This is a genomic window from Sphingomonas silueang (genome assembly GCF_040049155.1).
Taxonomy (GTDB): domain Bacteria; phylum Pseudomonadota; class Alphaproteobacteria; order Sphingomonadales; family Sphingomonadaceae; genus Sphingomonas; species Sphingomonas silueang.
Map to the genome: position 1 here is coordinate 317,736 of NZ_JBDZDK010000003.1, position 25,044 is coordinate 342,779.

At 69.1% G+C, this 25,044-nt stretch carries 19 protein-coding genes; 9 read left to right on the forward strand and 10 right to left on the reverse strand.

The genetic code is table 11. From position 1 onward, the window contains the following. Window positions 1–47: 47 nt before the first annotated feature. Genes rodA through ABLE43_RS05315 form a run of 5 tightly spaced genes read right to left on the reverse strand, consistent with a single transcriptional unit; the run spans window position 48 to window position 5,664 of the window. On the reverse strand, window positions 48–1,184 hold the full coding sequence (gene rodA / locus ABLE43_RS05295; protein ID WP_348977431.1) for a rod shape-determining protein RodA: 1,137 nt from the start codon (window positions 1,182–1,184) through the stop codon (window positions 48–50). Next, the gene (gene mrdA / locus ABLE43_RS05300) at window positions 1,181–3,214 is read right to left on the reverse strand and encodes a penicillin-binding protein 2 (protein ID WP_348977432.1); all 2,034 of its coding nucleotides are present in this window, start codon (window positions 3,212–3,214) and stop codon (window positions 1,181–1,183) included. The genes rodA and mrdA overlap by 4 nt, the downstream gene beginning before the upstream one ends. Next, window positions 3,211–3,711, reverse strand: a complete 501-nt coding sequence (gene mreD, locus ABLE43_RS05305; RefSeq protein ID WP_348977433.1) for a rod shape-determining protein MreD — start codon at window positions 3,709–3,711, stop codon at window positions 3,211–3,213. The genes mrdA and mreD overlap by 4 nt, the downstream gene beginning before the upstream one ends. Next, a complete protein-coding gene (gene mreC / locus ABLE43_RS05310; RefSeq protein ID WP_348977434.1) occupies window positions 3,708–4,607 on the reverse strand; it encodes a rod shape-determining protein MreC in 900 nt (299 codons plus the stop codon). The genes mreD and mreC overlap by 4 nt, the downstream gene beginning before the upstream one ends. Window positions 4,608–4,623: 16 nt before the next feature. Further along, on the reverse strand, window positions 4,624–5,664 hold the full coding sequence (locus ABLE43_RS05315) for a rod shape-determining protein (protein ID WP_348977435.1): 1,041 nt from the start codon (window positions 5,662–5,664) through the stop codon (window positions 4,624–4,626). Window positions 5,665–5,804: 140 nt separating this feature from the next. Here ABLE43_RS05315 and mutL point away from each other — a divergent pair, with 140 nt between their 5' ends. Then, window positions 5,805–7,565 carry a DNA mismatch repair endonuclease MutL gene (gene mutL / locus ABLE43_RS05320; RefSeq protein WP_348977436.1) on the forward strand — a complete coding sequence of 587 codons (1,761 nt, stop codon included), beginning with the start codon at window positions 5,805–5,807 and terminating at the stop codon, window positions 7,563–7,565. A 12-nt stretch (window positions 7,566–7,577) separates the two neighbouring features. Then, window positions 7,578–9,755 (forward strand): aldehyde oxidoreductase molybdenum-binding subunit PaoC, encoded by a 2,178-nt coding sequence (paoC, locus tag ABLE43_RS05325; RefSeq protein ID WP_348977437.1) that lies wholly within the window; start codon window positions 7,578–7,580, stop codon window positions 9,753–9,755. Window positions 9,756–10,029: 274 nt separating this feature from the next. Here the strand turns inward: paoC and ABLE43_RS05330 are convergent, their stop codons facing one another. From ABLE43_RS05330 to cysS, 3 genes are all read right to left on the reverse strand, one after another. After that, window positions 10,030–11,412, reverse strand: a complete 1,383-nt coding sequence (locus ABLE43_RS05330) for a class II 3-deoxy-7-phosphoheptulonate synthase (protein ID WP_348977438.1) — start codon at window positions 11,410–11,412, stop codon at window positions 10,030–10,032. A 75-nt stretch (window positions 11,413–11,487) separates the two neighbouring features. Further along, the gene (locus ABLE43_RS05335) at window positions 11,488–11,928 is read right to left on the reverse strand and encodes a TM2 domain-containing protein (RefSeq protein WP_348977439.1); all 441 of its coding nucleotides are present in this window, start codon (window positions 11,926–11,928) and stop codon (window positions 11,488–11,490) included. 70 nt (window positions 11,929–11,998) lie between these two features. After that, window positions 11,999–13,438, reverse strand: coding sequence for a cysteine--tRNA ligase (gene cysS / locus ABLE43_RS05340; protein WP_348977440.1), 1,440 nt, complete (start codon window positions 13,436–13,438; stop codon window positions 11,999–12,001). A gap of 191 nt (window positions 13,439–13,629) precedes the next feature. On the opposite strand from cysS, the gene ABLE43_RS05345 reads away from it, so the two are divergent. The 5 genes from ABLE43_RS05345 (at window position 13,630) to ABLE43_RS05365 (ending at window position 20,174) form a co-directional block, all read left to right on the forward strand. Beyond that, window positions 13,630–14,202 (forward strand): SRPBCC family protein, encoded by a 573-nt coding sequence (locus tag ABLE43_RS05345; protein ID WP_348977441.1) that lies wholly within the window; start codon window positions 13,630–13,632, stop codon window positions 14,200–14,202. A 12-nt stretch (window positions 14,203–14,214) separates the two neighbouring features. Then, complete coding sequence (locus tag ABLE43_RS05350) at window positions 14,215–15,414, forward strand: zinc-dependent alcohol dehydrogenase (RefSeq protein ID WP_348977442.1); 1,200 nt, start codon at window positions 14,215–14,217, stop codon at window positions 15,412–15,414. Continuing rightward, a complete protein-coding gene (locus tag ABLE43_RS05355) occupies window positions 15,411–16,178 on the forward strand; it encodes an SDR family NAD(P)-dependent oxidoreductase (RefSeq protein WP_348977443.1) in 768 nt (255 codons plus the stop codon). Before ABLE43_RS05350 ends, ABLE43_RS05355 begins: the two co-directional genes overlap by 4 nt. A 193-nt stretch (window positions 16,179–16,371) precedes the next feature. Then, complete coding sequence (locus ABLE43_RS05360) at window positions 16,372–19,803, forward strand: S8 family serine peptidase (protein WP_348977444.1); 3,432 nt, start codon at window positions 16,372–16,374, stop codon at window positions 19,801–19,803. Then, window positions 19,803–20,174 (forward strand): hypothetical protein, encoded by a 372-nt coding sequence (locus tag ABLE43_RS05365; protein ID WP_348977445.1) that lies wholly within the window; start codon window positions 19,803–19,805, stop codon window positions 20,172–20,174. Before ABLE43_RS05360 ends, ABLE43_RS05365 begins: the two co-directional genes overlap by 1 nt. 10 nt (window positions 20,175–20,184) lie before the next feature. Here the strand turns inward: ABLE43_RS05365 and ABLE43_RS05370 are convergent, their stop codons facing one another. Continuing rightward, window positions 20,185–21,030 (reverse strand): type 1 glutamine amidotransferase, encoded by an 846-nt coding sequence (locus ABLE43_RS05370; RefSeq protein WP_348977446.1) that lies wholly within the window; start codon window positions 21,028–21,030, stop codon window positions 20,185–20,187. Next, window positions 21,030–22,364, reverse strand: coding sequence for an ABC1 kinase family protein (locus ABLE43_RS05375; RefSeq protein WP_348977447.1), 1,335 nt, complete (start codon window positions 22,362–22,364; stop codon window positions 21,030–21,032). The genes ABLE43_RS05370 and ABLE43_RS05375 overlap by 1 nt, the downstream gene beginning before the upstream one ends. Before the next feature lie 116 nt (window positions 22,365–22,480). Between ABLE43_RS05375 and poxB the strand changes: the two genes are divergently transcribed. Together poxB and ABLE43_RS05385 are read left to right on the forward strand one after the other, a co-directional pair. Further along, on the forward strand, window positions 22,481–24,235 hold the full coding sequence (gene poxB / locus ABLE43_RS05380) for a ubiquinone-dependent pyruvate dehydrogenase (protein WP_348977448.1): 1,755 nt from the start codon (window positions 22,481–22,483) through the stop codon (window positions 24,233–24,235). 160 nt (window positions 24,236–24,395) lie between these two features. Beyond that, complete coding sequence (locus ABLE43_RS05385; protein WP_348977449.1) at window positions 24,396–24,953, forward strand: PAS domain-containing protein; 558 nt, start codon at window positions 24,396–24,398, stop codon at window positions 24,951–24,953. Window positions 24,954–25,044 lie beyond the last annotated feature (91 nt).

Consider the following 25,044-nt stretch of genomic DNA (forward strand, 5'->3'; position numbering starts at 1 on the left):
CCTTTGGCCCCATGCAAACCCCAATTTCGCGGTACGGGGAAATAATCTCAGAAGCGCACCCGGTCGCGGTTTTCGCGGTCGATCGCCATCAATATGCCGATGCAGCCGAGCACCGTCATCTGCGCCGATCCGCCATAGCTGACCAGCGGCAGGGGGATGCCGACGACCGGGGCGAGCCCCATCACCATCATCAGGTTGATCGCGACGTAGAAGAAGATGGTGGTGGCCAGCCCGCCCGCGACCAGCTTGGCGAAGCGGCTGTCGGCGCGGACCCCCACGTTCACCCCCCAGCGGACCAGCAGGATGAAGGCGCAGATCAGGAACACCCCGCCGAGCAACCCCCATTCCTCCGCCATCGTCGCGAAGACGAAATCGGTATGGCCCTCGGGCAGATAGTCGAGATGGCTCTGGGTGCCGTTCAGGAACCCCTTGCCGAAGATGCCGCCCGAACCGATCGCGATCTTCGACTGGCTGATGTGATAGCCGGTGCCGAGCGGGTCGCTTTCGGGATCGAGGAAGATCAGCACGCGGTTGCGCTGATAGTCGTGGAGCAGGAACTGATAGGCGAGCGGCGCGGCGATCGCGACCGCCAGCGCGCCGCCGACGAACAGCCGGATCGGCAGCCCGGCAAGGAACATCACGGTCAGCCCGCCCGCGGTAATCATCAGCGCGGTGCCGAGATCGGGTTGCAGCATCACCAGCCCGGCGGGCAGCCCCAGCATGATCGCGGCGGGCCACACCGCGCCGAACCGGCGGATCTCGCCCGCGGGCAGCATGTCGTAGAAGCGGGCGAGCGCCAGCACCATCACGGGCTTCATGAATTCGGACGGCTGCACGCGGATGAAGCCGAGGTCGAGCCAGCGCTGCGACCCGCCCTTCACCGCACCCAGCAGTTCGACCAGCACGAGGCTGACGGTGATGACCGCATAGGCGGGCAGGGCGAGGTTCTGCCAGAACGACACCCGCACCCGCGACAGCGCGATCGCGCCGCACAGGAAGACGAGGAAGGCGAAACCCTGCCGCTCCGCCCATGGCGAGGGGCTGCCGCCCGCCGCCGAGAACAGCACGACCACGCCGAAGCCGCTGATCGCCAGCAGCAGGAACAGCACACGCCACGGCAGTTGCGCCAGCGGGGCGGGGACGAAGCCGAGGCCGTGCGACGTCGTCTGGTGGATGCGTTTCATTCGGTGCGTTCGGTCACGTTCGATTGGGCGACGGCGGTGTCGGGCTGGCTCTGGTTCTGCGCGACGTCGACGACGTTGGTCGTGGCGCTCTCGACATCGGCCGGGGTGGCGGGGACGCTCAGCACCGGCGCCGCCTGTGCCGCCTGGAACGCCTGCCACTGCGCGTTCATCCGGGTCTGCACGTCGCCGCCCCATTCGCGTTCCAGCGGTTCGAGCCGCTTCATCGCCTTTTCCCGGTCGAACAGCCACGACAATATGTCGCTGGCGATCGGCGCGGCGGTATAGATATGGCCCGAATGTTCGAGCACGACGGACACGGCATAGCGTGGGCGGTCGGCGGGGGCATAGCCGATGAACAGCGAGTGGTCGCGCATCTTGAACGGCAGCGCGCCGTCGCCCAGCACGCCGGTGCGCCGTTCGGCCATCGTGATCCGCCGGACCTGCGCCGTGCCCGTCTTGCCCGCCAGTTCGATGCCGGGCAGCCCCTGGAACCGCGATCGCCCGCCGGTGCCGCCGCCGTTGATGACCGCCCATGTCGCCTTGTGGACGGTCGCGAGCATCTCGGGATCGATCCCCATCGACGGCGCGGGCTGGTGCGGCCGGTCGAGCAGCAGGCGGGGCACGACCTTGCGCCCCTGCGCGATCCGGGCTGCCATCACCGCCAGCTGCAACGGATTGGTCAGGACATAGCCCTGCCCGATCGATGCGTTGACCGAATCGGCCACGGTCCATTTCTGCTTGTATTTCCGTAGCTTCCACGCACTATCCGGCACGGTGCCATAGCGTTGCGACTGGAAGGGAAGCTGGAATTCCTGGCCCAGCCCCATCGCCCGGGCGACGGGGGCGAAGGTGTCGTAGCCGAGTTCGCGCGCCATGGTGTAGAAATAGATGTCGCAGCTTTGCGCGACCGCGCCGACCATGTCGAGCGGACCGTGCCCGCCGCGCTTGTGGCAGTGGAAGCGCCCGGTGCCGACCTGCAACACGCCCGAACAGTTCACCCGGCGATGCGGGTTGATCCCGGATTGCAGGATCGCCAGCGCATGCATCGGCTTGACCGTGGAACCGGGGGGATAGAGCCCCTGCAACGTCTTGTTCATCAACGGAATATGGTCGTCGTCCGACAGCATCTTCCATTCCAGCCGACCGATCCCGTCGGAGAAGCTGTTGGGGTCGTAGGCGGGCATCGACACCATCGCCAGCACGTCGCCGGTGATCGCATCCATCACCACCGCCGACCCCGAATTGGGGCCGAGGCGGCGGGCGGCATATTCCTGTAGCCCGAGGTCGATCGTCAACCGGGCGTTCTGCCCCTGCTTGTCCGGGCGCGTCTCCAGTTCGCGTACGACCTGACCGCGCGCGGTGACTTCCACCCGCTTGGCCCCGGCGACGCCGCGCAACTGCGATTCCAGCGCCTTCTCCAACCCGTCCTTGCCGAGCTTGAACCCCGGCGTGTTCATCAGCGGGTCGCGCGTTTCCTTATATTGTTCGCGGGTCGCCGCGCCGACATAGCCGGTCAGGTGTGCGACCGAGGCACCCGGCGGATAGTTGCGCGCAAAGCCGCGCGTCGGCTGCACGCCGGGCAGTTCGGGCAGGCGGACGCTGACCGCCGCGAAGCGTTCCCAGTCGAGATTCTCCGCGACCTGCACCGGCTGCGACCGGCGGGCACGTTCCAGATCGGTCTGGATGCGCGCCATGTCCTCCGGGGTGAGCGCCAGCAGGTTGCGCAACTCGCCCAGCACCCGGTCGCGATCCTCGATACGGTCGGGGATCAGGTCGACGCGGAAATCGGTGCGGTTGTTGGCGATCGGCGCGCCATGCCGGTCGATGATCCAGCCGCGCCGCGGGGGGATCATCGTCAGGTTGACGCGGTTGCTCTCGGCAAGGAGGTTATAGCGCTCGTTCTCGGCGACGGCGAGCCAGGTCATGCGCCCGGCGAGCACGAGACCGACCGCCGCCTGCGCGCCGCCGAGCACCATCGCCCGCCGCGAAAAACTGAACGCCTGCTGCGCCTCGGTGACGATCCTGCTCATTCATCCTCGCGCCCGCCCAGCGCCGTACATAGCCGCGTGGCGAGCGGAAACAACGCCACCGATACGAAGGTCTGCAACAGCAACGCCGTATCGACATGCGCCGACAGGCTGGTCGCGAACAGTCGCCCGGCGATCAGACTCAACGCGATGCAGCCGCCCGCCAGCAGCCAGTCCTGCCAGAAGTCGCGCGTCAGCATCCGGGTATCGACGAGGTCGAGCATCAGCGTACAGCATTGCCACAACAGCGTCGCGCTGCCCAGCGGCTGGCCGCTGACCAGATCGTCGAACAAGCCGAGCGGTGCCGCCGCCCAGACCGGCAACGTCCGGGGTCGCAGCAGCCGCCAGCCGAGCAGCATCAGCAGCCCGAACGGCGGCAGGAACGGCACCTTCGCCACCGCCGGGATCAGCGTGACCAGCGATCCCAGGAGAATGCTGAACACCGCCCGCCGCGTGAGGATGCGGTCGTTGCTGTCGTCGACCGGGCCGAGCAGCTTCATTCGGCGGCGGGGGCGGGCTTGGGGGTGGCGGTCGGCGTCGGGCGGGGCACCAGCGGCGGCAGATAGGCGCGCTCCACCAGCGCGAAGTCGAGCGCGTCGGGATCGGCGAGCACACGGCCCGGCGCGATGTCGCGTCCGCTGCGCACCACCCGCGCCACCGGAATGCCGGGGGGATAGATGCCGCCGGTGCCCGAGGTGACGAACACGTCCCCGGCCAGCAGCGGCACGTTGACGATGCCCGCCGCGCGCACCTCGACCATGCCGTTGCCCTGGCCTGCGACGATGAACGACAGGCCGTCGCGCGTCCGGCGCGCCGGCACCACGCTTTCGGGATCGATCACCAGCAGGACGCTGGCGGTATTGGGGCTGGTTTCGACCACGCGCCCGATCAGCCCGTCGGGACCGCGCACCGGCTGGCCGCGCCGGACGCCCTGTGCCGAACCGGCGTTGAGCGTGGCATAGCGGCGCGTGCTGCCCGCCGAGCTGTTGACCAGCCGCGCGGTGACGACCGGGGCCGCCGCCCGATCCCGCAGGGCAAGCAGCGTACGCAGCCGCGCATTCTCGCGGTTCAGCAGCCGCGCCTGCAACAGATAGCGCCGCATCGCCGCCTCGCGTGCACGCAGTTCGCGGTTCTCGGACACGGTGCCGAAATGGTCGCCGATTCCCTGCGGGATGGTGGCGAGCGCGTCGCGCATGCTGTCCAGCCCGCTCGACACCGGCGTCGTCGCCTCGCGCACGGCACCACGCAGCGATGCGAACGCCTGCGGATCGATGATCGAGATGACGAGCAGGATCGCGCCGACGAGCGCGCCCGTGGCCGCCAGCACATAGCCCGCGAACACGGTATATTGCGCCCGCCGCGAAAAGCCCGGTCGCAGATTGCGTGGCGGCGCCATGCCCCCGAACCCTTTATCAGACGGCGAGCAGGACGCCCTTGTAGATCGGATCTTCCAGCGCGCGACCGGTGCCCAGCGCGACGCAGGTCAGCGGGTCCTCGGCGACCGTCACCGGCAGGCCGGTCTCGTCGCGCAGCACCTCGTCGATGCCCTGCAGCAGCGCGCCGCCGCCGGTCAGCACGATGCCCTGGTCGACGATGTCCGCCGCCAGTTCGGGGGCGGTATTCTCGAGGGCGATGCGCACGCCCTCGACGATCGCGGCGACGGGTTCGGACAGCGCCTCGGCGATCTGGCCCTGATTGATCTGGATCTCCTTGGGCACCCCGTTCACCAGGTCGCGGCCCTTGATGTAGATCAGCGTGCCGATGCCGTCGGCAGGCGGTTTGGCGGTGCCGACTTCCTGCTTGATCCGCTCGGCGGTGGCCTCGCCGATCAGCAGGTTGTGGTTGCGGCGGACATAGCTGACGATCGCCTCGTCCATCTTGTCGCCGCCGACGCGGACCGAGGTGGAATAGGCGAGGCCGCGCAGCGAGAGCACCGCGACTTCGGTGGTGCCGCCGCCGATGTCGACGACCATCGACCCGATCGGTTCGGTGACGGGCATGTCGGCCCCGATCGCGGCGGCCATCGGTTCCTCGATCAGCCAGACCTGCGAAGCACCCGCGTTCGACGCGGCGTCGCGGATCGCGCGGCGTTCGACGCTGGTCGAACCCGACGGCACGCAGATCACGATCTGCGGCCAGCGGACGAAGCGGCGCTGGCCGTGCACCTTCTGGATGAAGTGCTTGATCATCTGTTCGGCGACGTCGATGTCGGCGATCACGCCGTCGCGCAGCGGGCGGATCGCCTCGATCGAGCCGGGGGTCTTGCCCATCATCAGCTTGGCGTCGTCGCCGACCGCCTTGACCCGCTTGACACCGTTCAGCGTCTCGACCGCCACCACCGACGGTTCGTTCAGCACGACGCCGCGACCGCGCAGGTACACCACCGTATTGGCGGTGCCGAGATCGATCGCCATATCGTGCGACATGAACTTGAAGAAACGCGAGAAGGCCATCGATACTTCCGTCCTTGACCGCGCAGCCCCGCGCGGCGGTTCGCAGCTTGTACCTCGACCCGTCCGATCGAGTCTTCGATCGGTTGCCCAGGGGCGTAATCGGGTCGCGGGATGGCGCCGCTTGGGCTAGAGCGACCCCCATGTCAATACGCCGTCTCCCCGAGCATCTCGTCAATCGCATCGCGGCGGGGGAAGTGGTGGAACGCCCCGCTTCCGCGCTGAAAGAACTGGTGGAGAACGCCATCGACGCGGGTTCCACGCGCATCGTAATCAAAATCGCGGGCGGCGGTATCGATTTGATCGAGGTTAGCGACGACGGGTGCGGCATGACCCCGCCCGAAATGGCCCTCGCGCTCGAACGCCATGCCACCTCCAAGCTGCCCGACGACCGGATCGAGGCGGTCACGACGCTCGGATTTCGCGGCGAGGCGCTGCCCTCGATCGCCAGCGTCGCGCGACTCGCGATCGAGAGCCGCCCGGTCGGGGCCGAGGGCTGGCTGCGCGCCGTCGACAATGGCGAAGTCGTCGAGGATCGCCCCGCCGCCGTGCCGCCGGGCACCCGCATCCGGGTGGAGGGGCTGTTCGCGCGGGTGCCCGCCCGGCGCAAGTTCCTGCGCTCGGCGCGCGCCGAGTTCGGGGCCTGCGTCGATCAGGTGAGGCGCCTCGCGATGGCGCGGCCCGACATCGCCTTCACCCTCGAACATGACGGGCGGCGGGTGCTGGGCGTGCAGGGCGGCGAATCGCGGCCCGAGCGGGTCGCGGCGCTGACCGACCGGGCGCTTGCGGCCAATTCGGTGGGGCTGGACTGGGCGCGCGAGGGCATGCGGCTGGGCGGCGTCGCCGGGCTGCCGACCTTTCATCGCGGCGTGGCGGATCACCAGTATCTGTTCGTCAACGGACGCCCGGTGAAGGACCGGCTGCTGTCGGGCGCGGTGCGCGGCGCCTATGCCGAGATGCTGGCGCGCGATCGCCATGCGGTGGTGGCGCTCTTCCTCGACGTCGATCCCGACCTGATCGACGTGAACGTGCATCCCGCAAAGACCGAGGTGCGCTTCCGCGATCCCGCCGCCGCGCGCGGGCTGATCGTCGGCGGATTGCGCCGCGCGCTGGACGAGGCCGGGTTCCGCGCGGTGCAGCGCCCGGCAGAGGAGGCGATGGCGGCATGGACCAGCGCGCCGGTTGCCGCCGCTCCCGCGCCGCTGCCGCCGCTGGCCGAGGCCGCGCCGAGCTTCGGCTTTCGCGACGCGCGCCCGACCTTCTTCACGCCGCCGCCGCAAGCCCGTGCCGAAGTGGCCGCCGCGCCGCCGCCCGCCGCCACGCAGTTCCCGCTCGGCGCGGCGCGGGGGCAGGTGGCGCGGACCTATATCGTCGCGGAGGCCGAGGACGGGCTGGTGCTGGTCGACCAGCATGCCGCGCACGAACGGCTGGTGCTGGAGCGGATGCGGGCGGCGATGGCGGCGGGCGGGGTGCACGCCCAGGCGTTGCTGATCCCCGAAGTGGTCGAGCTGGACGAGGTGGCGTGCGACGCGCTGGAGGACCGTGCGCCCGAACTGGCGGAGTTCGGGCTGGAGCTGGAACGCTTCGGCCCGCGCGCGATGCTGGTGCGCGCGACGCCCGCGGTGCTCGGGCAGAGCGAGGTGATCGGCCTCGTCACCGACCTCGCCGACGAGATCCGCGCGCACGATGCCGCGCTGTCGCTGAAGGAACGGATCGATCATGTCGCCGCGACGATGGCCTGCCACGGATCGGTGCGCGCCGGGCGCATCCTGTCGGTGGCGGAGATGAACGCATTGCTGCGCGAGATGGAAGTCACCCCCCATTCGGGCCAGTGCAACCATGGCCGCCCGACATGGATCAAGCTGGCGCACGGCGATATCGAACGGCTGTTCGGACGGAAATAGGAAGGCACCGACATGAAGTTCACCGAAAGGGCCGGCCCGAACCCGACCGATGTGATGCGGGTGCTCGGCAAGCCCACCGACCGGATCGAAGGGCCGCTGAAGGTCACGGGCCGCGCGACCTATGCCGCCGAGTTCGACGTGCCCGGCCATGTTCATGGCGTGGTCGTCGGTGCGACGATCGCGCGGGGGGCGATCACCGCGATCGATACTGCCGATGCGCTGGCCGCGCCGGGCGTGCTCCATGTCGTCACCTACGAGAACGCCGGCGAGCTGGCGCTGGGCGACGATCACAAGGCACCGATGCTTGCGGGTCCGCAGGTCGACCAGTTCGGACAGGCGGTGGCGCTGGTCGTCGCCGGGACGTTCGAGGCGGCACGCGCCGCGGCGCGACTGGTGCGGGTCGACTATGCGCCGGAGCCTGGCCGGTTCGACCTGGCGCAAGCGCGCGACGATGGAGACAAGCCGCATTCGTCCAAGGCGCACGGCGATTTCGACCGCGCCTTCGCCGAGGCGCCGGTCACGCTCGACGCGACCTATACGACGCCCGATCATGCCCATGCGATGATGGAGCCGCACGCCTCCATTGCCGCATGGGACGGCGACGTGCTGACGCTGTGGACCGCGAACCAGATGGTCGACTGGGCGGCGCGCGACATGGCCAAGGTGCTGGGCATCCGCAAGGACAAGGTGCGGATCGTCGCGCATCATGTCGGCGGCGGCTTCGGCGGCAAGCTATGGGTTCGCGCCGATGCGGTGCTGGCGGCGGTGGCGGCGAAAGCGATCGGGCGGCCGGTCAAGGTGGTGCTGGCGCGACCGCAGCTGTTCAACAACACGCCGCATCGCTCCTCCACCATCCAGCGCATCCGGCTGGGCGCCACGCCGCAGGGCAGGCTGACCGCGATCGGGCATGACAGCTGGTCGGGCGACCTGCCCGGTGGCAGCCCGGAAGGGGCGGCGGCGCAGACGCGCGCGCTCTATGCCGCGCCCAACCGGCTGGTGGTCGAGCGGCTGGCCGAGCTGCACCTGCCCGAGAGCAACGCGATGCGCGCGCCGGGCGAGGCGGTGGGGATGATGGCGCTGGAAGCGGCGATGGACGAACTGGCCGAAAAGCTCGGCATCGATCCGGTCGAGCTGCGCATCCTGAACGATACGCAGGTCGATCCGGAAAAGCCCGAGCGGCGATTCTCGCACCGCGACCTGATCGGGTGCCTGCGCGAAGGGGCGGCGCGCTTCGGCTGGGATCGGCGGGTGGCGACGCCCGGGCAGGTGCGCGACGGGCGCTGGCGGATCGGCATGGGCATGGCGGCGGCGTATCGCGGCAACATCGTCCTGCAATCGGCGGCGCGGGTCGGCGTCGGGCCGGACGGCCGCGTGACGGTGACGACCGACATGACCGACATCGGCACCGGCAGCTACACCATCCTCGCCCAGACCGCCGCCGAGATGCTGGGCGTGGAGCTGGCGCAGGTGACGGTACGGCTGGGTGAATCGAGCTTTCCGGTATCGGCGGGGTCGGGCGGGCAGTTCGGCGCGAACAGCTCGACCGCCGGGGTCTATGCCGCGTGCGTCGGCCTGCGCGACCGGATCGCCGAGGCGGCGGGCTATGACGCCGCGACCGCGCGCTTCGCCGAGGGGCGGGTGTGGTCGGGCAACCGCTCGATCCCGCTCGGCGAGGCGGTCGGCGGGCAGGGGATCGAGGTCGAGGACCGGATCGAGTTCGGCAAGCTGACCAGGGAATATGCGCAGGCGACCTTCGGCGCGCATTTCGTCGAGGTCGGCGTCGACGCCGAGACGTGCGAAATCCGGGTGCGGCGGATGACGGGGGTGTTCGCCGCCGGACGCATCCTGAACCCCAAGGCGGCGCGCAACCAGATCATCGGCGCGATGACCATGGGCGTCGGCGCGGCGCTGACCGAGGAACTGGTGGTCGATCCGCGCCTCGGCGCCTTCATCAACCACGACATGGCGGAGTATCATGTGCCGACCCATGCCGACATTCCGCACCAGGAGGTCGTGTTCCTCGACGAGGAGGACCCCTATTCCTCGCCGATGAAGGCGAAGGGGGTGGGGGAGCTGGGCATCTGCGGCGTGGGGGCTGCGGTGGCCAATGCGGTGTATAACGCCACCGGGGTGCGCGTGCGCGACTATCCGATCACGCTGGACAAGGTGCTGGCGGGGCTGGAGGCGTAAACCTACTCGTCACTCCCGCGCAGACGGGAGTCCATATGCGCCGACGGTGCCGATACAGTGCGACCGTTAGCGGCAATGGATTCCCGCCTGCGCGGGAATGACGATCAATGATGGCTGCCCTGCCAGGCCACCCCCGTCATTCCGGCGGAAGCCGGAATCCACGGATACGGGCCCTCCCGCAAAAGGTGCGACGTCGCCTGTCCATCGATCCCGGCCTGCGCCGGGATGACGAGCTTGCGGCGTGCGTTCCGGCCCGCGCCGGGATGACGTCAGGTCAGGCCGCCACCTTCCGCCGCTCCGCCATTTCCGCGTTCAGCATCTCGGCCAGCAGGAACGCCAGTTCGAGGCTCTGCCCGGCGTTCAACCGCGGGTCGCAGTGGGTGTGGTAGCGATCGGCCAGCGCCTGCTCCGTCACCGCGATCGCGCCGCCGGTGCATTCGGTGACGTTCTGCCCGGTCATCTCGGCATGGATGCCGCCCGCATGGCTGCCCTCGGCGCGGTGCACCGCGAAGAAGCCGCGCACTTCGGCGAGGATGCGGTCGAACGGACGGGTCTTGTAGCCGGTCGTCGCCTTGATCGTGTTGCCGTGCATCGGGTCGCACGACCACACCACCGGATGCCCCTCGCGCTGTACCGCGCGCACCAGCTTCGGCAGGCCGCTCTCGATCTTGTCATGGCCGTAGCGGGTGATGAGCGTCATCCGCCCCGCCACCCGCTTCGGGTTCAGCGTGTCGAGCATCCGCAGCAGCGCGTCCGGCTCCAGCGTCGGGCCGCACTTGATGCCGATCGGATTGCCGATGCCGCGCAGGAACTCGACATGCGCCGACCCCTCGAACCGCGTCCGGTCGCCGATCCACAGGAAATGCGCCGAGGTATCGTACCAGTCGCCGGTCAGCGAATCCTGCCGGGTCAGCGCCTGTTCGTACGGCAGCAGCAACGCTTCATGGCTGGTGTAGAAGCTGGTCGCCTTCAGCTGCGGCACGCTGTCGGCATCGATGCCGCACGCCGCCATGAAGTCGAGCGCCTCGCCGATCCGGTCGGCGACATCGGCGTACTTCTTTGCCCAAGGCGACCGGCCCATGAAGTCGTGGGTCCAGCGATGCACCTGATGCAGGTTCGCATAGCCGCCGGTCGCAAACGCGCGCAGCAGGTTGAGCGTCGCCGCCGCCTGCGAATAGCTGCGGATCATCCGCTGCGGATCGGGGATGCGCCCTTCGGGGGTGAAGGCGATGTCGTTGATGTTGTCGCCGCGATAGCTCGGCAGCTCGACGCCGCCGACCACCTCGGTATCCGCCGAGCGCGGCTTGGCGAACTGTCCCGCCATCCGCCCGACCTTCACCGTCGGCAGCTTGGAGGCGAAGGTCAGCACGACCGCCATCTGGAGGATCACGCGGAAGGTGTCGCGGATGTTGTTCGGATGGAATTCGGCGAAGCTCTCGGCGCAGTCGCCGCCCTGGAGCAGGAACGCCTTGCCCGCCGCCACCTGCGCCAGCTCTGCGGTCAGGTTGCGCGCCTCGCCCGCGAACACCAGCGGCGGATAGGCCGCCAGCTGCCGCGTGGTGGCGTCGAGCGCCGCGCGATCGGGATAGGTGGGCAGCTGGCGCGCTTCGGCGGTGGTCCAGCTATCGGGTGCCCAATTGGCCATGACGAATTCCATGCAGTCTGAAACGGGCAATTCCCATGCGCGAAACCGGCCGTTCGCGCAATGAAGGAAAGGTTTGCCCCGGGCAGGTCAGCCGTAGCGTTCCTGAAATTCCTCGTTGTCCATGACCAGATAGCGGATGGCGTCGATCAGCGACCATGTCACCGTGACGAACAGGCCGAGCACGGTGAAGCTGATGAGCATCATCAAAATGCCCGACATCGTGCGCCCGAGATAGAAGCGATGGATGCCGAGCGTGCCGAGGAAGAAGGCGAACAGGACCGCCGCGATCTTTTCCTTCGGGCGACGGCGGCGGCGCATGTCCTGCGCCGGGCGGGGCGCCACGGTGCCGGGCACGTGATAGATGCGCAGCGCGCGCCCGTTCGATACCTCGAAATCGACCTGCGCGCCGACCGACGGGCCGATGCGATCGCTCCAGTCGTCGGGCTCGAACCAGTAACGCTGGCCGTCGTCGCCCGCGATCCGCCCTTCGCGTCCGTCCCGATCGACCCCCAGTACCTGCCCGCGCATATCGTCCCCCGATGATTCGGGGAGCGATATGAAGGGGAAGCGGGGCGGCGTGCAAGCGGAATGGCGGGCTCTAGGCCAGCGTCGGCCGCCAGTCCCAGCCGAGCGGATCGCCGTCCATCACCTCGACCCCCGCCGCCGCCAGTTCGTCGCGGATCGCGTCGCTTGCCGCAAAGTCCCTCGCGGCGCGCGCGTCGCGACGGGCGGTCAGCCGCGCATCGACCGCAGCGGCGTCGATCGTCGCATCGGCGGGGCGCACGCGCAGGTCGGCGCGCGCCAGCGATCCCAGCCGCAGCCCGAGCACCGCATCGAAATCCGCCAGCGCGGCGATGCGGTCGGCAGGCGACAGCTTCTTGTCGGCCAGCATCTCGTCGAGCACCGGCAGCGCGCGCGGCGTGTTGAGATCGTCCGACACCGCCGCGTCGAGCCGTTCGCGATAGGCCGCGGCCCTGCCCGCATCGCCCTCGCCGGTCGCGCGGGCCTTGAGCGCGGTGACGGTCATCACCAGCCGTTTCAGCCGGGTCAGCGCCGCCAGCAGATTGTCGGGCGAGAACTCCAGCTCGGAGCGATACTGCGCCGACAGGCACATCAGCCGATAGGCGAGCGGATGGACCCCGCCGTCGATCAGCGTCCGGAGCGTGGTGAACTGCCCCGTCGACTTGGACATCTTGCCCGAGCGTTCGACGAGGAAGTTGTTGTGCAGCCAGAACGCCGCCCCGCTGTCGCCGCAGCCGCACCACGCCTGGTTCTGTGCGATCTCGTTGGGGTGATGCACCTCGCGGTGGTCGATCCCGCCGGTGTGGATGTCGAAGGGGGCGCCCAGATATTTCATGCTCATGACCGAGCATTCGAGGTGCCAGCCCGGCGCACCCCGGCCCCATGGCGAATCCCATTCCATCTGCCGCGTCTCGCCCGGGGGGGTCCTGCGCCAGATCGCGAAGTCCTGCGGATGGCGCTTGCCCGCCACCGGATCGATCCGCCCCTCGGCGGCATCGTCCTGCCCCCCGGCGAGCGCGCCATAGTCGGGGACGGTCGAACTGTCGAAATACAGGCCGCTGTCGAGCTCGTAGCAATGCGCGGGCGCGATCTTCTCGGCAAAGGCGATCATCTCGGCGATGTGATCGGTCGCGACCGACCAGCGGCTGGGATCGTCGATGTTGAGATCGCGCAGATTGCCCTTGAACGCCGCCGTGTAGTGCGCGGCGATATCCCAGATCGACTGGGCGCGCGCCTTGGCCGCCGCTTCCATCTTGTCGTCGCCGGCATCCGCGTCCGAGGTCAGATGGCCGACGTCGGTGATGTTGATGACATGGGTGAGCGGATAGCCCTTCCACCGCAGCACCCGGCTCAAGGTGTCGGTGAACACATAGGCGCGCAGGTTGCCGATATGGGCATAGTTGTAGACCGTCGGCCCGCACGAATACATGCGCACCCCCCTGGCAGGGTCGAGCGGCTGGAAGCGCTGAGCCGAGCGGGTCAGCGAATTGTGGAGCGTGAGCGGGGCACCGTGCATGGGGCAGCCGCATAGCGCGGCGCGCCCCGTCTGCAAATCCGTGGCGTCCGTCGCCTAAATCGCGAATGCGCCGGAACGGGTGGCGCTGCGGACGGTTGGACCTGGCACGATCGAAAAATACAGATCGATCAATAACTTGATCCATATCAACCGACCGGGCGCGCATGTCCGGCGAACGGGAGAGCATGGCCATGGCCCAACCCGACAACCCCGGCGACATCGTGCGCGACGATGCCCCCGCCTTTACCTCCAAGGATCGCGGCGAGCGCGGCGAGGCTGCACCGAACGGCGAATCGTCGGTGTCGGGCGTCGCGGTGACGATCAACCGCAGCCGCCACGAACTCTACGCCTATTGGCGCGACTTCGGAAACCTCGCGACCTTCATGCTGAATATCGAGCGGATCGACGTGCTCGACCGCAGCCGATCGCACTGGGTCGTGAACGGCCCGAACGGCGCGTACGAATGGGACGCGGTCGTCACCGAGGATGTCGAGGGCGAACGCATCGGCTGGAAGGCGGAGAACGCCGACGTCGCCAACAGCGGCTGGGTATCGTTCACCGAAGCGGCGCCGGGGCGCGGCACGGTCGTGACCGCCGCCATCGCCTATGATCCACCGGCCGGAATCCTCGGCAAGCTGGTGGCGAAGGTGACGCAGGCGGAACCGGCGATCCAGGCGCGCCGCGACCTGCGCCGCTTCAAGCAGCTGATGGAGACGGGCGAGATCGCCACGACCACGCCCCCCAACCGCGCCCCCAAATCCTGAAGGAGCCGCCCCATGCGCGCACTCACCTGGCACGGCAAGCACGACGTCCGCGTCGACAGCGTTCCCGATCCCGAGATCGTCAATCCGCGCGATGCGATCATCAGGATCACCTCGACCGCGATCTGCGGGTCGGACCTGCACCTCTACGACGGCTATATCCCGACGATGCAGGCGGGCGACATCCTCGGCCATGAGTTCATGGGCGAGGTGGTCGACACCGGCCCCAAGTCGACGCTCAAGAAGGGGCAGCGCGTCGTCGTGCCCTTCGTGATCGCGTGCGGCAGCTGCTATCATTGCTCCAAGCAGCAATATTCGGGCTGCGACAACGGCAATCCGGCGGACAATCAGGATATCGCGCAGGAACTGTGGGGGCAGGTCGCCCCCGGCCTGTTCGGCTACAGCCACATGACCGGCGGCTATCCCGGCGGTCAGGCGGAATATGTCCGCGTGCCGTTCAGCGACGTGGGGCCGATCGTCATCCCCGACGGCGTGGAGGACGAGAAGGTGCTGTTCCTGTCCGACATCCTGCCCACCGGATGGATGGCGGCGGAGAATGCCGACATCGAGCAGGGCGATATCGTCGCGGTGTGGGGCTGCGGTCCGGTCGGGCTGTTCGCGATCCAGTCGGCGCTGCTGATGGGTGCGCACCGGGTGATCGCGATCGATCATTTCCCGCACCGGCTGACGCTGGCCAAGGGACTGGGCGCGGAAGTGCTCAATTTCGAGGAAACCGACATCTACGACGCGCTGATGACGATGACCGGGGGCATCGGTCCCGATGCGGTGATCGACAGTGTCGGGCTGGAGAGCCACGGGTTGTTCGTCGACAACATCGTCGACCAGATCAAGGCATCGACCTTCCTCGGCACCGATCGCCCGCACGCGCTGCGCCAGGCGATCGTCGCGTGCCGCAAGGGGGGGCGCGTGTCGGTGCCCGGCGTGTACGGCGGGATGATCGACAAATTCCCCTTCGGCGCGCTGATGGAGAAGGGGCTGACGCTCAAGACCGGTCAGACGCATGTGCAACGCTATCTGCCGGGGCTGCTGACCGCGATCATGGAGGACAAGATCGATACGACCTTCCTGATCTCCGACCGCATGTCGCTGGAGGATGCGCCGACCGGCTACAAGAAGTTCCACGACGAGCAGAACGTCTGCACCAAGGTGGTGCTGAAGCCCGACTGGGCCAAGGGCAGCGGGGTACTGGCATGAGCGCGTCGAAACCGCTTGCGGTCATCACCGGCGCCTCGACCGGCATCGGCTATGAACTGGCGAAGATCGCCTGTGGCGAAGGCTATGACCTGATCGTCGCCGCCGACGAACCGCAGATCGAGATCGCGGCGCGCGACGTGGCGGCGAGCGCGGTACAGGCCGACCTGTCGACCTTCGAGGGCAACGACATGCTGCTGGCGGCGGTCGGCGATCGCCCGATCGACCTGCTGATCGCGAACGCAGGGCGCGGCCTCGGTCATGCCTTTATCGAGCAGGACGTCGCCGACTGGCGGCGGGTGATCGATACCAACGTCACCGGCACGACCTACCTGCTCCAGCAGGTCGCGCGGGCGATGGCGGCGCGGGGGCAGGGGCGCATCCTCATCACCGGATCGATCGCCGGACTGATCCCCGGCAGCTATCAGGCGGTGTACAACGCGACCAAGGCCTATCTCGACAGCTTCGCCTATGCGTTGCGCGAGGAACTGAAGGACAGCGGCGTGACGATCACCGTGCTGATGCCGGGGCCGACCGACACGCCGTTCTTCGCGCGCGCGGGCATGCTCGACACGCCGGTCGGACGCGACGACGGGAAGGAAGACCCGGCGAAGACCGCGCGCAACGGCTGGGATGCGGTCATGGCCGGATCGGCGCATGTCGTATCCGGCGCGAAGAACAAGGTGCAGGCCGCGCTGAGCCACGTCACCCCCGACCGCGTGCTGGCGAAGATGCATACCAACATGGCGAAACCCGACGGCGAATGACCGGGACGGCGGGCCCGTCCCCGCCGATCCCGTCACCCGCACAGCTTGTTTCGCAACCGGTATCAAACGTAACCGAAATGTCGCACTTTGCGGGAAACTTCGGTTTCCTCGTGGCATCTGATGGACATGGCCGACCCCGCTTCCTAGCATTTCGCGTATTCTTTACCGGATAGCGATATGTAAGGGGTGGGGTATGGCAGTATCAAAGCGTTCGTACATGGGGGCGGCGCTGTCGGCGTTGCTGCTCGCGACCTCGGCGCTTGTCGCCACCCCGGCGGCGGCGCAATCGAACCTGCCCGCCCCGCCGCCGCCTGTGGGCGGCTATTACATGGCCGACGGCAAGCGCACGACCGACTATGCCGCCGCGCTCGATTCGTGGCGCAAGGACGCGCAGTTCGCGGTGGACTATACCAAGGCGAACCTGGGCCTCGAATATGCCTATGTCCTCGGGCTGAACGGCGCGGGCCAGACGATCGGTATCAATGATTCCGGCGTGCTGTTCGATCATCCGCTGTTCGGCGGCGCGGGCAAGATCACCGGGTTCCGCACGGTCGCGCCTGCGGGCTACGGCAACGACGGCCGGGTCAATCCGCGCCGTCCGTGGGAAATCCACGGCACCCATGTCGCCGGCACGGCGGCGGGCGCGCGGATCGCAGGGCAACGGATGTTCGGCAACGCCTACGGCGCGAACATCGTCGCGGCGACGATCAACTTTTCCGCAGGCGATTTCCTGTGGTGGAAGGACCAGATCCTCGACGGCACGCTGGTATCGACGCCGCGTGACAACATCGTCGACCTCGCCGGCAGCGGCAAGGTGCGGATCATCAACAACAGCTGGGGATCGGGTACCTCCGCGCCGTTCAACCTGACGCTGGCACAGGCGCAGGCGCAGTTCCGCCAGACGCTGAACGGCTTCTACGATCCGGTGCTGAAGAACGACGTGCTCGTCGTGTTCTCGGCGGGCAACGGCGGCGGGGTGCATGCCAGCATCGATGCGGTGACGCCGCTCAACGACATGCGGCTGCGCTCGAACTGGCTGTCGGTCGCCAACTATACCGCCAGCGGCACTGCCGCGCCCAGCACCAGCTTCTGCGGCCAGACCGCGACATGGTGCGTGGCGGGTCCGGGCAGCGCGGTCATCTCCGCCGCCAACAGCTATGTCGTCGATACCGCCGCGATCCAGGCGAAATATACCCGCGCCATGTATCCCGGCATCTATTCGGCGGCGACGCTGGCCGCGTTGCAGAATGCCGCGACCAACGCCTGGCTGGGGGTGCTCAACGGCTATCTGAACCGCCGCGCCGCGGCACAGGCCGCGGGTCGCCCGTTCGACGAGGCTGCCGAGCGGACGCTCGCCGCGCAGCAGGCGGTGGGCATCTCGCTCGCCTATGGCGCGCGCTTCGTCGGCGGCGATCCCGACGGCTATACCAGCACGCTCGCCAACATCCTGACCACGCCGGGCAATGTCGCGATCCTCGGGCGCGACTTCTCGGCGGCGGTGCTGGTGCAGGCGAACACGCTCATCACCACCGAGTTGCAGCAGTTCATCCGCTACAGCGGTCCGGGCTATGCGTCGCTGACCGGCACGTCGATGGCCGCGCCCAACGTGTCGGGCTTCGCCGCGCTGCTGATGCAGGCCTTTCCCGAATATAACACCGGGCTGATCGCCGACATCCTCGTGTCCAGCTCGAAGGATCTCGATACGCCGGGCGTCGACCTGCGCTCGGGCTGGGGCGTGCCGCAGATGGGCGTCGCGCTCGGCGGGCCGACCGCGCTGCGCCAGACGCGCGAGGTGACGGTGGCGGCGGGCACCGTCGATATCTGGACCAACGGCATCACCGATGCGCGGGACCGCTATTCGGCCGAAGTGCTGGCCGGGTTCGGCAACGACATCGGCGGCCTGACCAAGCGCGGCGGCGGCGAGCTGATCCTGACCGGGGTCAGCAGCTACAGCGGCCCGACGCGGGTCGAGGAAGGGCGGCTGACCGTCGACGGGCAGCTGACCCGTTCGGCGCTGACCGCCGCGGGGGGCGGCACGATCGGCGGCACCGGCACGCTGGCGTCGCTCACCGCGGCGGCGGGCGGCACCGTCGCGCCGGGCGGCAGCAATGCGTTCGGCACGCTGAACGTCAGCGGCACGACCGTGCTGGCGGCGGGCAGCCAGTTGCTGATCGACATCGGCGCCAGCGGCACGTCGGACCGGCTGGCCACCACCGGCAGCGCGACGCTGGGTGGTACGCTGACGCTGCGCCCCGTCGATCGGCTGCCGCGCTTCGGCGACAGCTATACGGTGCTGACGGCGGGCGGCGGCCTGAGCGGCAGCTTCGCCGCTGCGACCGCGTTCAGCGCGATCCTGTTCCCCGAGCTGCGCTATTCCGGCACTGCGGTCAGCGCGACCGTGGCGGCGCGTCCCTATGCCGGGGTGGTCGCGAACACGCCGGTACAGACCGCCTATGCCCGGCTGCTCGACGGCAACCGCGCGGCCTATGCCAATCTGCGCGATACCTATGACGCGCTCGACCTCCAGAGCGTCGGCACGATCCGCGGCTCGCTGGAAGCGCTGGCGCCGCGCGCGGAGAGCGCGCGGCGGGCGATCGGCACCGTCGCGCTCGACAATATGGCGCGCTTCTACCGCGATCGCACGGCGGCGATGCGCCCGGCGGACTTCACCGGCGGGTCGCTGGCGATGATCGGCAAGCCGTTGCAGTTCGCCGCGACCGCGGTGGTCGCACCGGGGCAGGCGATGAGCGTCGGCGACACGCCGGTCGCGACGGTGCGCGAGAATGTGCTGCCGGAAAACGTCTCCGCCTATCTGGCGGGCGGCTATCTGAAGGGATCGGGCGCGGCGATGCCGGGCGCGGTGCCGCAGGGCGGACGCGATCCGTTCGACGGCTATTACATCGCGGGCGGCATCGAGGCGCGGGTGAGCGACAGCGCGATGCTGGGCTTCGGCCTGTCGTACAGCGACATCGATGGCGAACGGCGCTTCGGGCAGGTCGCGACCGGCGACCTGATCCAGGGCACGCTCTACGGCAAGGTCGGCGACACCACCGGGGCGGCGATCGATGCGCAGTTCAGCGCAGGCGTGTTCCAGTCGACCACGCGCCGCACCGGCCAGTTCGCCGCGGGCCTGTACGACCTGACCGGGCGCGACGATGCGCTGGCACTGTCGACCGAGATCGGCGCGAGCTATGCGCTGGGCAGCGCGGCGCTGCGCATCGCCCCCCGCGTCGCGATGCGGGCGAGCCGGATCGACTTCACGCCCATCGCCGAGCGCGGGACCGGCCCGGCGCTGCTGACCGCCGAGGACAAGTTCCTGAGCCTCCAGGGCCGCGCGGGGCTGCACTTCGACGGTGAAGCCAACGGGCTGCGACCGTTCGGTTCGGCCTATTTCGTCCACGACTTCGAGGAACGCCCGGGCGTGTTCCAGGCGGGGCTGGTCGGCGGGACCGGCATCGTCGCGCCCTTCGCGGTCGCCGGCCAGGACCGCAACTGGGGCGAGATCGGCGCGGGCCTCGCCTATGGCAACGAACGGGTCGAATTCTCGATCGCGGCGGATGCCTCGGTCGGGCGCGACGACGTGCGCAACCAGTCGTATCGCGCGGGCGTGAAGGTGCGCTTCTGATGTGGGCGGCGGGGGCGGTGCTGCTGGCGATGCAGGCCGTTCCCGCCGGTTTCCACAACCGGCCCGGTGCCGACGCGGCGCTGGTCGCGCGCGAACTGCAACGCTGCCGCGCGATCGCCACCGGACCGACGGTGGAGGGGCGGGCGCTCACCCCGCCGATCGGCGCGACCGAGCCGGTGCTGTCGTCGGAGGACGGTTGCATGGCCGCGCGGGGATGGCGCTATTACCGCCTGACCGGGCGGGACCGGGCGCGGCTCGCGAAACTGCCCGCGTCGCGACGCGCGGCGGTGCTGCGGGACCTCGTCGGGGCGCGGCGACCCGCCTATGGCATGCGCGTGACGGCGGGGGCGGCGGACCTGCTCCGCCGCTGAAGTCGGTTCCCTATCCGCCGCGCAGCGCCGCGACGTGCGCGATGAAGTTGCGCAATTCGGTGCGGCGGCAATTCTCGTCGGTGAACTGGTCGTCGACGCCGAGCAGCCAGCGCGGGGCGAGCCGGTCGGGCGTCCGGTGGATCTGCGTCAGCAGCGCGGCACGCTCGAGCACCTGCGCGCGGTCGTCGGCCAGCCCGGATTCCACCAGGTCGTCCGCCTGCCGCTCCAGCGCGACGGCGATCTCGCCGGGGGCCAGCTCCGGGTGATATTGCACGCCCCAGAAGACGCCGCCGTCGTGCCGGATCTCGGCGGCCTGCACCCGCGTGACCCCGTTGCCCGCCAGCAGCAACGCGCCTTCGGGCAATGCCTCCACCTCGTCGCCATGGATCGCGGGGGCATCCCAGCAACAGGGTCGCCCGGCCAGCAGCGGATGGTCGCGCCCCTCGGGCGTGGCGATGATGCGTCGGGCAATCCCCGCCTCGATCCGGCGCGGCATCTTGCGCACCGTGCCCCCCGCCGCCGCGACCGCCAGTTGCAGCCCGGCGCACGATCCGAACGACGGCGTGCCGGAGCGGAACACCGCGCGCATGAAGCCAAGCTGCCGCGCGACCTCGGGCGTGTCGTCATAGACGTGCAGCGGCGATCCGGTGACGAACACCGCGTCGAACCCGGCAAGGTCGTCGGGGCTGAAAAGCGTCGCATCGGCATCGGCGGGGGCGACGCGGCTGACCGCGCAGCCTGGCACCATCTGTTCGAGCGTCGCGGCATAGCTTTCGCCCGAGCTCTTGCCCGCGCGGTCGCGGCGGGTGGCGCGTTCGTCGGCGGTCTCGCTCTCCGCCACGAGGAAATGCGCCATCAGCGAGGGCCGATCGCGGCGGCGGCCAGCGCGCGGATATCGACCCGCGCCTTCAGCCGTGCGCCGAGCAGCGCGGTACCGCTGACCTTGCGTTGCACGAACAGCGTTTCGACATCGGGCACGTGCCACGTCGCGCGATCGGCGACCAGTGCGCGGGCTTCGTCGCGCACCACCGGCGCGAAGGCACGGTCGCCGAAGTCGAACGGGCCGGGCCGACGCATCGTATCGTCGATCGCGGCGATGATCCGGTCGACCGCCGGGCGATGCGCCGCGACGGCGGCGGCACCGAGGAAGCCGGTGGCGATCGCCGTCTCGCGGATGCGGTCGCGGTCGCTCGCCAACCCCGCCTCGATCAGCGCGCGATAGGCGGCGGCGGTAGGTTCGGGCACCGCCCGCGTCGCACCGAAGTCGAGCAGGACGAGCGCGCCGCTGTCCGGCTGCCAGCGATAGTTGGCGAAATTGGGATCGGTCTGCATCACGCCGAAGTCGAAGATTTCGCGCAGCACCAGTTCGATGAGCGCGCTCATCACCGCGTCGCGGCGGTCCTGCGGCGCATCGGCCAGCGTCTCCACGGGATCGCCCGCGACGAAATCCATTGCCAGCACCTTGTCGGTCGTCAGCAGCTCGTACAGTTCGGGCACGACGAACCGCGCGTCCCCGCGCAGCCGATCGGCATAGGCGCGCATCTGTGCCCCCTCGCGCCGGTAGTCGGCTTCCTCGGCCAACTGCCGCTTCGCTTCACCCAGCAATGGCGCGATGTCGAGCGTCGGCGGCAAGAGGTTCGAGATGCGCAGCAGCGTCGCGACATTGTCGACATCGGCATCGATGCTGTCGCGCACGCCGGGATATTGCACCTTGATCGCCAGCAGCCGCCCGTCGGGCAGCGTCGCGCGGTGCACCTGCCCGATCGAGGCGGCGGCGATCGGCGTCGCATCGAAGCTGCGGAACCGCCGCCGCCAGTCCTGCCCCCATTCGCCGCGCAGCACCTTGTCGAGCTGGACGGGGGGCATGCGATAGCCCTGGTTGCGCAGGCGGGCGAGGATCGTCGAGAGTTCGGGCGGAAGCACATCGCCCGCGTCCATCGATATCATCTGCCCCAGCTTCATCGCCGCGCCGCGCATGTGCGACAGCCGGTCGGCGACGCGGGCAGCATTGGCCGGGGTCAGGATCAGGTCGCTCAGCTGCGGACGCTGCCCGTTCGCCAGCCGCCGCGCACCCTCGGCCAGCATGCCGCCCGCGACGCCGCCTGCCAGCCGCCCGAAGCCGCCGAGGCGGGCCAGCCGCCCGGTAGGTACCGCGCGCCCCGGCACGCCGTCGAAATTGTCGTTCGCCATGTTCGGCATAGCTCCCGCCGCCGCCGTCCGGTTCCATGTTGCGGTGCGATAGTGCGAAGCATCCCCTCCCGCCGCCGTGCGTTGGACCGTGCGACCGAGCCTATGGGAGTAGCCGCATGTCCAAGACCGTCATCGCCGACCTGTTCGCCCAGACGCTGCATCTGGCGGGGGTCGAGCGCATCTACGGCGTGGTCGGCGACAGCCTGAACGGGCTGACCGACAGCATCCGGCGGCAGCGCCGTATCGAATGGGTCCATGTCCGCAACGAAGAGGCGGGCGCATTCGCCGCCGCGGCGGAATCGCAGCTGACCGGGCGGCTCGCCGTGTGCGCCGGATCGTGCGGACCGGGCAACATGCACCTCATCAACGGGCTGTACGACGCGCATCGCAGCCGCACCCCCGTTCTCGCCATCGCCGCGCAGATCCCCGGCGCCGAGATCGGCTCGAACTATTTCCAGGAAACGCGGCCCGAAGCGTTGTTCCGCGAATGCAGCCATTATTGCGAGACGATCACCGGGCCGGAACAGATGCCGCGCACGCTCGACACCGCGATCCGCGCGGCGGTGGGGCATCGCGGCGTGGCGGTGGTGGCGATGCCGGGCGATGTCGCGTTGCGATCGACCGACGGTGTGATCGCGCGCGGGCCGTCGACGCTGCTGCCCGCCGCGCCGGTGGTCGTGCCGTCCGAGGGCGAACTGGCGAAGCTGGCGGCGCTGCTGAACGATGCGGGCAAGGTGACGATCCTCGCCGGTCGCGGCTGTCGCGGCGCCCATGCCCAGCTGATCGCGATCGCCGAGCGACTGCAGGCGCCGGTCGTCCATGCGCTGGGCGGCAAGGAGTGGGTCGAATATGACAATCCCTATGACGTCGGCATGACCGGGCTGATCGGTTTCTCCAGCGGCTATGACGCGATGATGGGGTGCGACACGCTGCTGATGCTCGGCACCGATTTCCCCTATCGCCAATTCTATCCCGAACAGGCGAAGGTGGTGCAGATCGACCTGCGGCCTGAGAACCTCGGGCGACGCACCGCGATCGACCTGGGTGTGGTCGGCGATGTCGGCGCGACGATCGCCGCGCTGCTGCCGCGCCTGACGACCGCGCGCGACGGCGCGTTCCTCGCCAAGGCGCGCGACGACTATGCCGATGCGCGCAAGGGGCTGGACGAATTGTCGTACGGCAAGCCGGGCAGCGGCATCCTGCACCCGCAACAGGTCGCGCGGGTGGTCAGCGAACTGGCGGCGGACGATGCGGTGTTCACCGCCGATGTCGGCACGCCGACGATCTGGGCCGCGCGCTACCTCAAGATGAACGGGCGTCGCCGCCTGATCGGATCGTGGAACCACGGGTCGATGGCCAACGCGCTGCCGCAGGCGATCGGTGCGCAGGCGGCGGCCCCGGCGCGGCAGGTCGTCAGCCTGTCGGGCGACGGCGGGCTCGCCATGCTGATGGGCGAGTTGCTGACGGTTCGCCAGTCGGGATTGCCGGTCAAGATCGTCGTGTTCAACAACGGGACGCTGGGCTTCGTCGAGCTGGAGATGAAGGCGGCGGGGCTGATCGAGACCGGGGTCGCGCTCGACAACCCCGATTTCGCCGCCGTCGCGCGGGCGATGGGCATCCACGGCGTGCGCGTGACCGATCCGTCGCAGGTCGAGGCGGGGGTGGCGGAAGTGCTGGCGCATCCCGGCCCGGCCCTGCTCGATGCGGTGACGGCGCGCACCGAACTGTCGATGCCGCCCAAGGTCACGTTCGAGCAGATGAAGGGCTTCACCCTCTATGCCGCCAGGGCGATCCTGAGCGGGCGCGGGGATTCGGTACTGGAGCTCGGGCGGACCAACGTCGGCCTGATCGGCAGTTTGCTGGGGCGGTGAGGGGATAGTCCCGGCAGATTTCGTCATCTCCGCGCCGTCGGGAATCGCTGCACGCCGAGGGTCAGCCATAGGGCGGCGCGCGGCGGACGAACCGCAACCCCGCCCTTGTCGCGGCGGGGCGGTAGGGCTAACCCGGATCATCGTGTCGACCGGAGTATCCGTGCAACCGCAACTTCCCGCCCCGCTTGCCGACTATCTTGCGGCGTCGCGTGTCGCGCTGGCGATCGCGTCCGCCGAGGACGACAATCATCTGCTGATGGTGAACCAGGCATTCAGCGCGCTGACCGGCTATTCGCCCGAGGATGTCGTCGGCCGCAATTGCCGCATGTTGCAGCGCGACGCCCCGAACGTCGAGCCGCGCGAGCGGCTGCGCGAGTTTCTGGCCAACCCGCGCCAGCCCAATGTGCGCACCCCGATCGTCAATTTCCGCAAGGACGGCACCCCCTTCGTCAACCTGCTCTACATGTCGCGGCTGAAGACGCAGGACGGCAAGACTCCGTATATCTTCGCGTCGCAATTCGACGTCAGCCGGTCGCAGGGCGACATGTTGGCGGAGTATGAATCCGAGTTGCGCGCGACGCTGGGGCGGCTGGCGCCGATCGCGGGCGAGGCGGGGATCGTGGTGGAGGGAACCTTGCTCACCATCGCCAACAGCGCGGCGCTGGTCGCGCAGGCCAAGATGACGCTCGCCGGTCTGAACGCGCTCGACCGTGCATAAGCCGATCGAACCCGCGCCCGCGCGCGACGCAGCGGGGGATGCCGCCGCCGTGCCGATCGTCGGCATCGGCGCGTCGGCGGGCTGGAGGCAT

What these genes read in the sequence shown, in the direction of transcription:
- mreD (WP_348977433.1), bottom strand. Translation starts at nt 3,711, where the DNA reads ATGAAGCTGCTCGGCCCGGTCGACGACAGCAACGACCGCATCCTCACG.
- rodA (WP_348977431.1), bottom strand. Translation starts at nt 1,184, where the DNA reads ATGAAACGCATCCACCAGACGACGTCGCACGGCCTCGGCTTCGTCCCC.
- ABLE43_RS05360 (WP_348977444.1), top strand. Translation starts at nt 16,372, where the DNA reads ATGGCAGTATCAAAGCGTTCGTACATGGGGGCGGCGCTGTCGGCGTTG.
- poxB (WP_348977448.1), top strand. Translation starts at nt 22,481, where the DNA reads ATGTCCAAGACCGTCATCGCCGACCTGTTCGCCCAGACGCTGCATCTG.
- ABLE43_RS05355 (WP_348977443.1), top strand. Translation starts at nt 15,411, where the DNA reads ATGAGCGCGTCGAAACCGCTTGCGGTCATCACCGGCGCCTCGACCGGC.
- cysS (WP_348977440.1), bottom strand. Translation starts at nt 13,438, where the DNA reads ATGCACGGTGCCCCGCTCACGCTCCACAATTCGCTGACCCGCTCGGCT.
- mutL (WP_348977436.1), top strand. Translation starts at nt 5,805, where the DNA reads ATGTCAATACGCCGTCTCCCCGAGCATCTCGTCAATCGCATCGCGGCG.
- ABLE43_RS05350 (WP_348977442.1), top strand. Translation starts at nt 14,215, where the DNA reads ATGCGCGCACTCACCTGGCACGGCAAGCACGACGTCCGCGTCGACAGC.
- ABLE43_RS05370 (WP_348977446.1), bottom strand. Translation starts at nt 21,030, where the DNA reads ATGGCGCATTTCCTCGTGGCGGAGAGCGAGACCGCCGACGAACGCGCC.
- ABLE43_RS05315 (WP_348977435.1), bottom strand. Translation starts at nt 5,664, where the DNA reads ATGGCCTTCTCGCGTTTCTTCAAGTTCATGTCGCACGATATGGCGATC.
- ABLE43_RS05375 (WP_348977447.1), bottom strand. Translation starts at nt 22,364, where the DNA reads ATGGCGAACGACAATTTCGACGGCGTGCCGGGGCGCGCGGTACCTACC.
- mrdA (WP_348977432.1), bottom strand. Translation starts at nt 3,214, where the DNA reads ATGAGCAGGATCGTCACCGAGGCGCAGCAGGCGTTCAGTTTTTCGCGG.
- ABLE43_RS05365 (WP_348977445.1), top strand. Translation starts at nt 19,803, where the DNA reads ATGTGGGCGGCGGGGGCGGTGCTGCTGGCGATGCAGGCCGTTCCCGCC.
- ABLE43_RS05345 (WP_348977441.1), top strand. Translation starts at nt 13,630, where the DNA reads ATGGCCCAACCCGACAACCCCGGCGACATCGTGCGCGACGATGCCCCC.
- ABLE43_RS05330 (WP_348977438.1), bottom strand. Translation starts at nt 11,412, where the DNA reads ATGGAATTCGTCATGGCCAATTGGGCACCCGATAGCTGGACCACCGCC.
- ABLE43_RS05335 (WP_348977439.1), bottom strand. Translation starts at nt 11,928, where the DNA reads ATGCGCGGGCAGGTACTGGGGGTCGATCGGGACGGACGCGAAGGGCGG.
- paoC (WP_348977437.1), top strand. Translation starts at nt 7,578, where the DNA reads ATGAAGTTCACCGAAAGGGCCGGCCCGAACCCGACCGATGTGATGCGG.
- mreC (WP_348977434.1), bottom strand. Translation starts at nt 4,607, where the DNA reads ATGGCGCCGCCACGCAATCTGCGACCGGGCTTTTCGCGGCGGGCGCAA.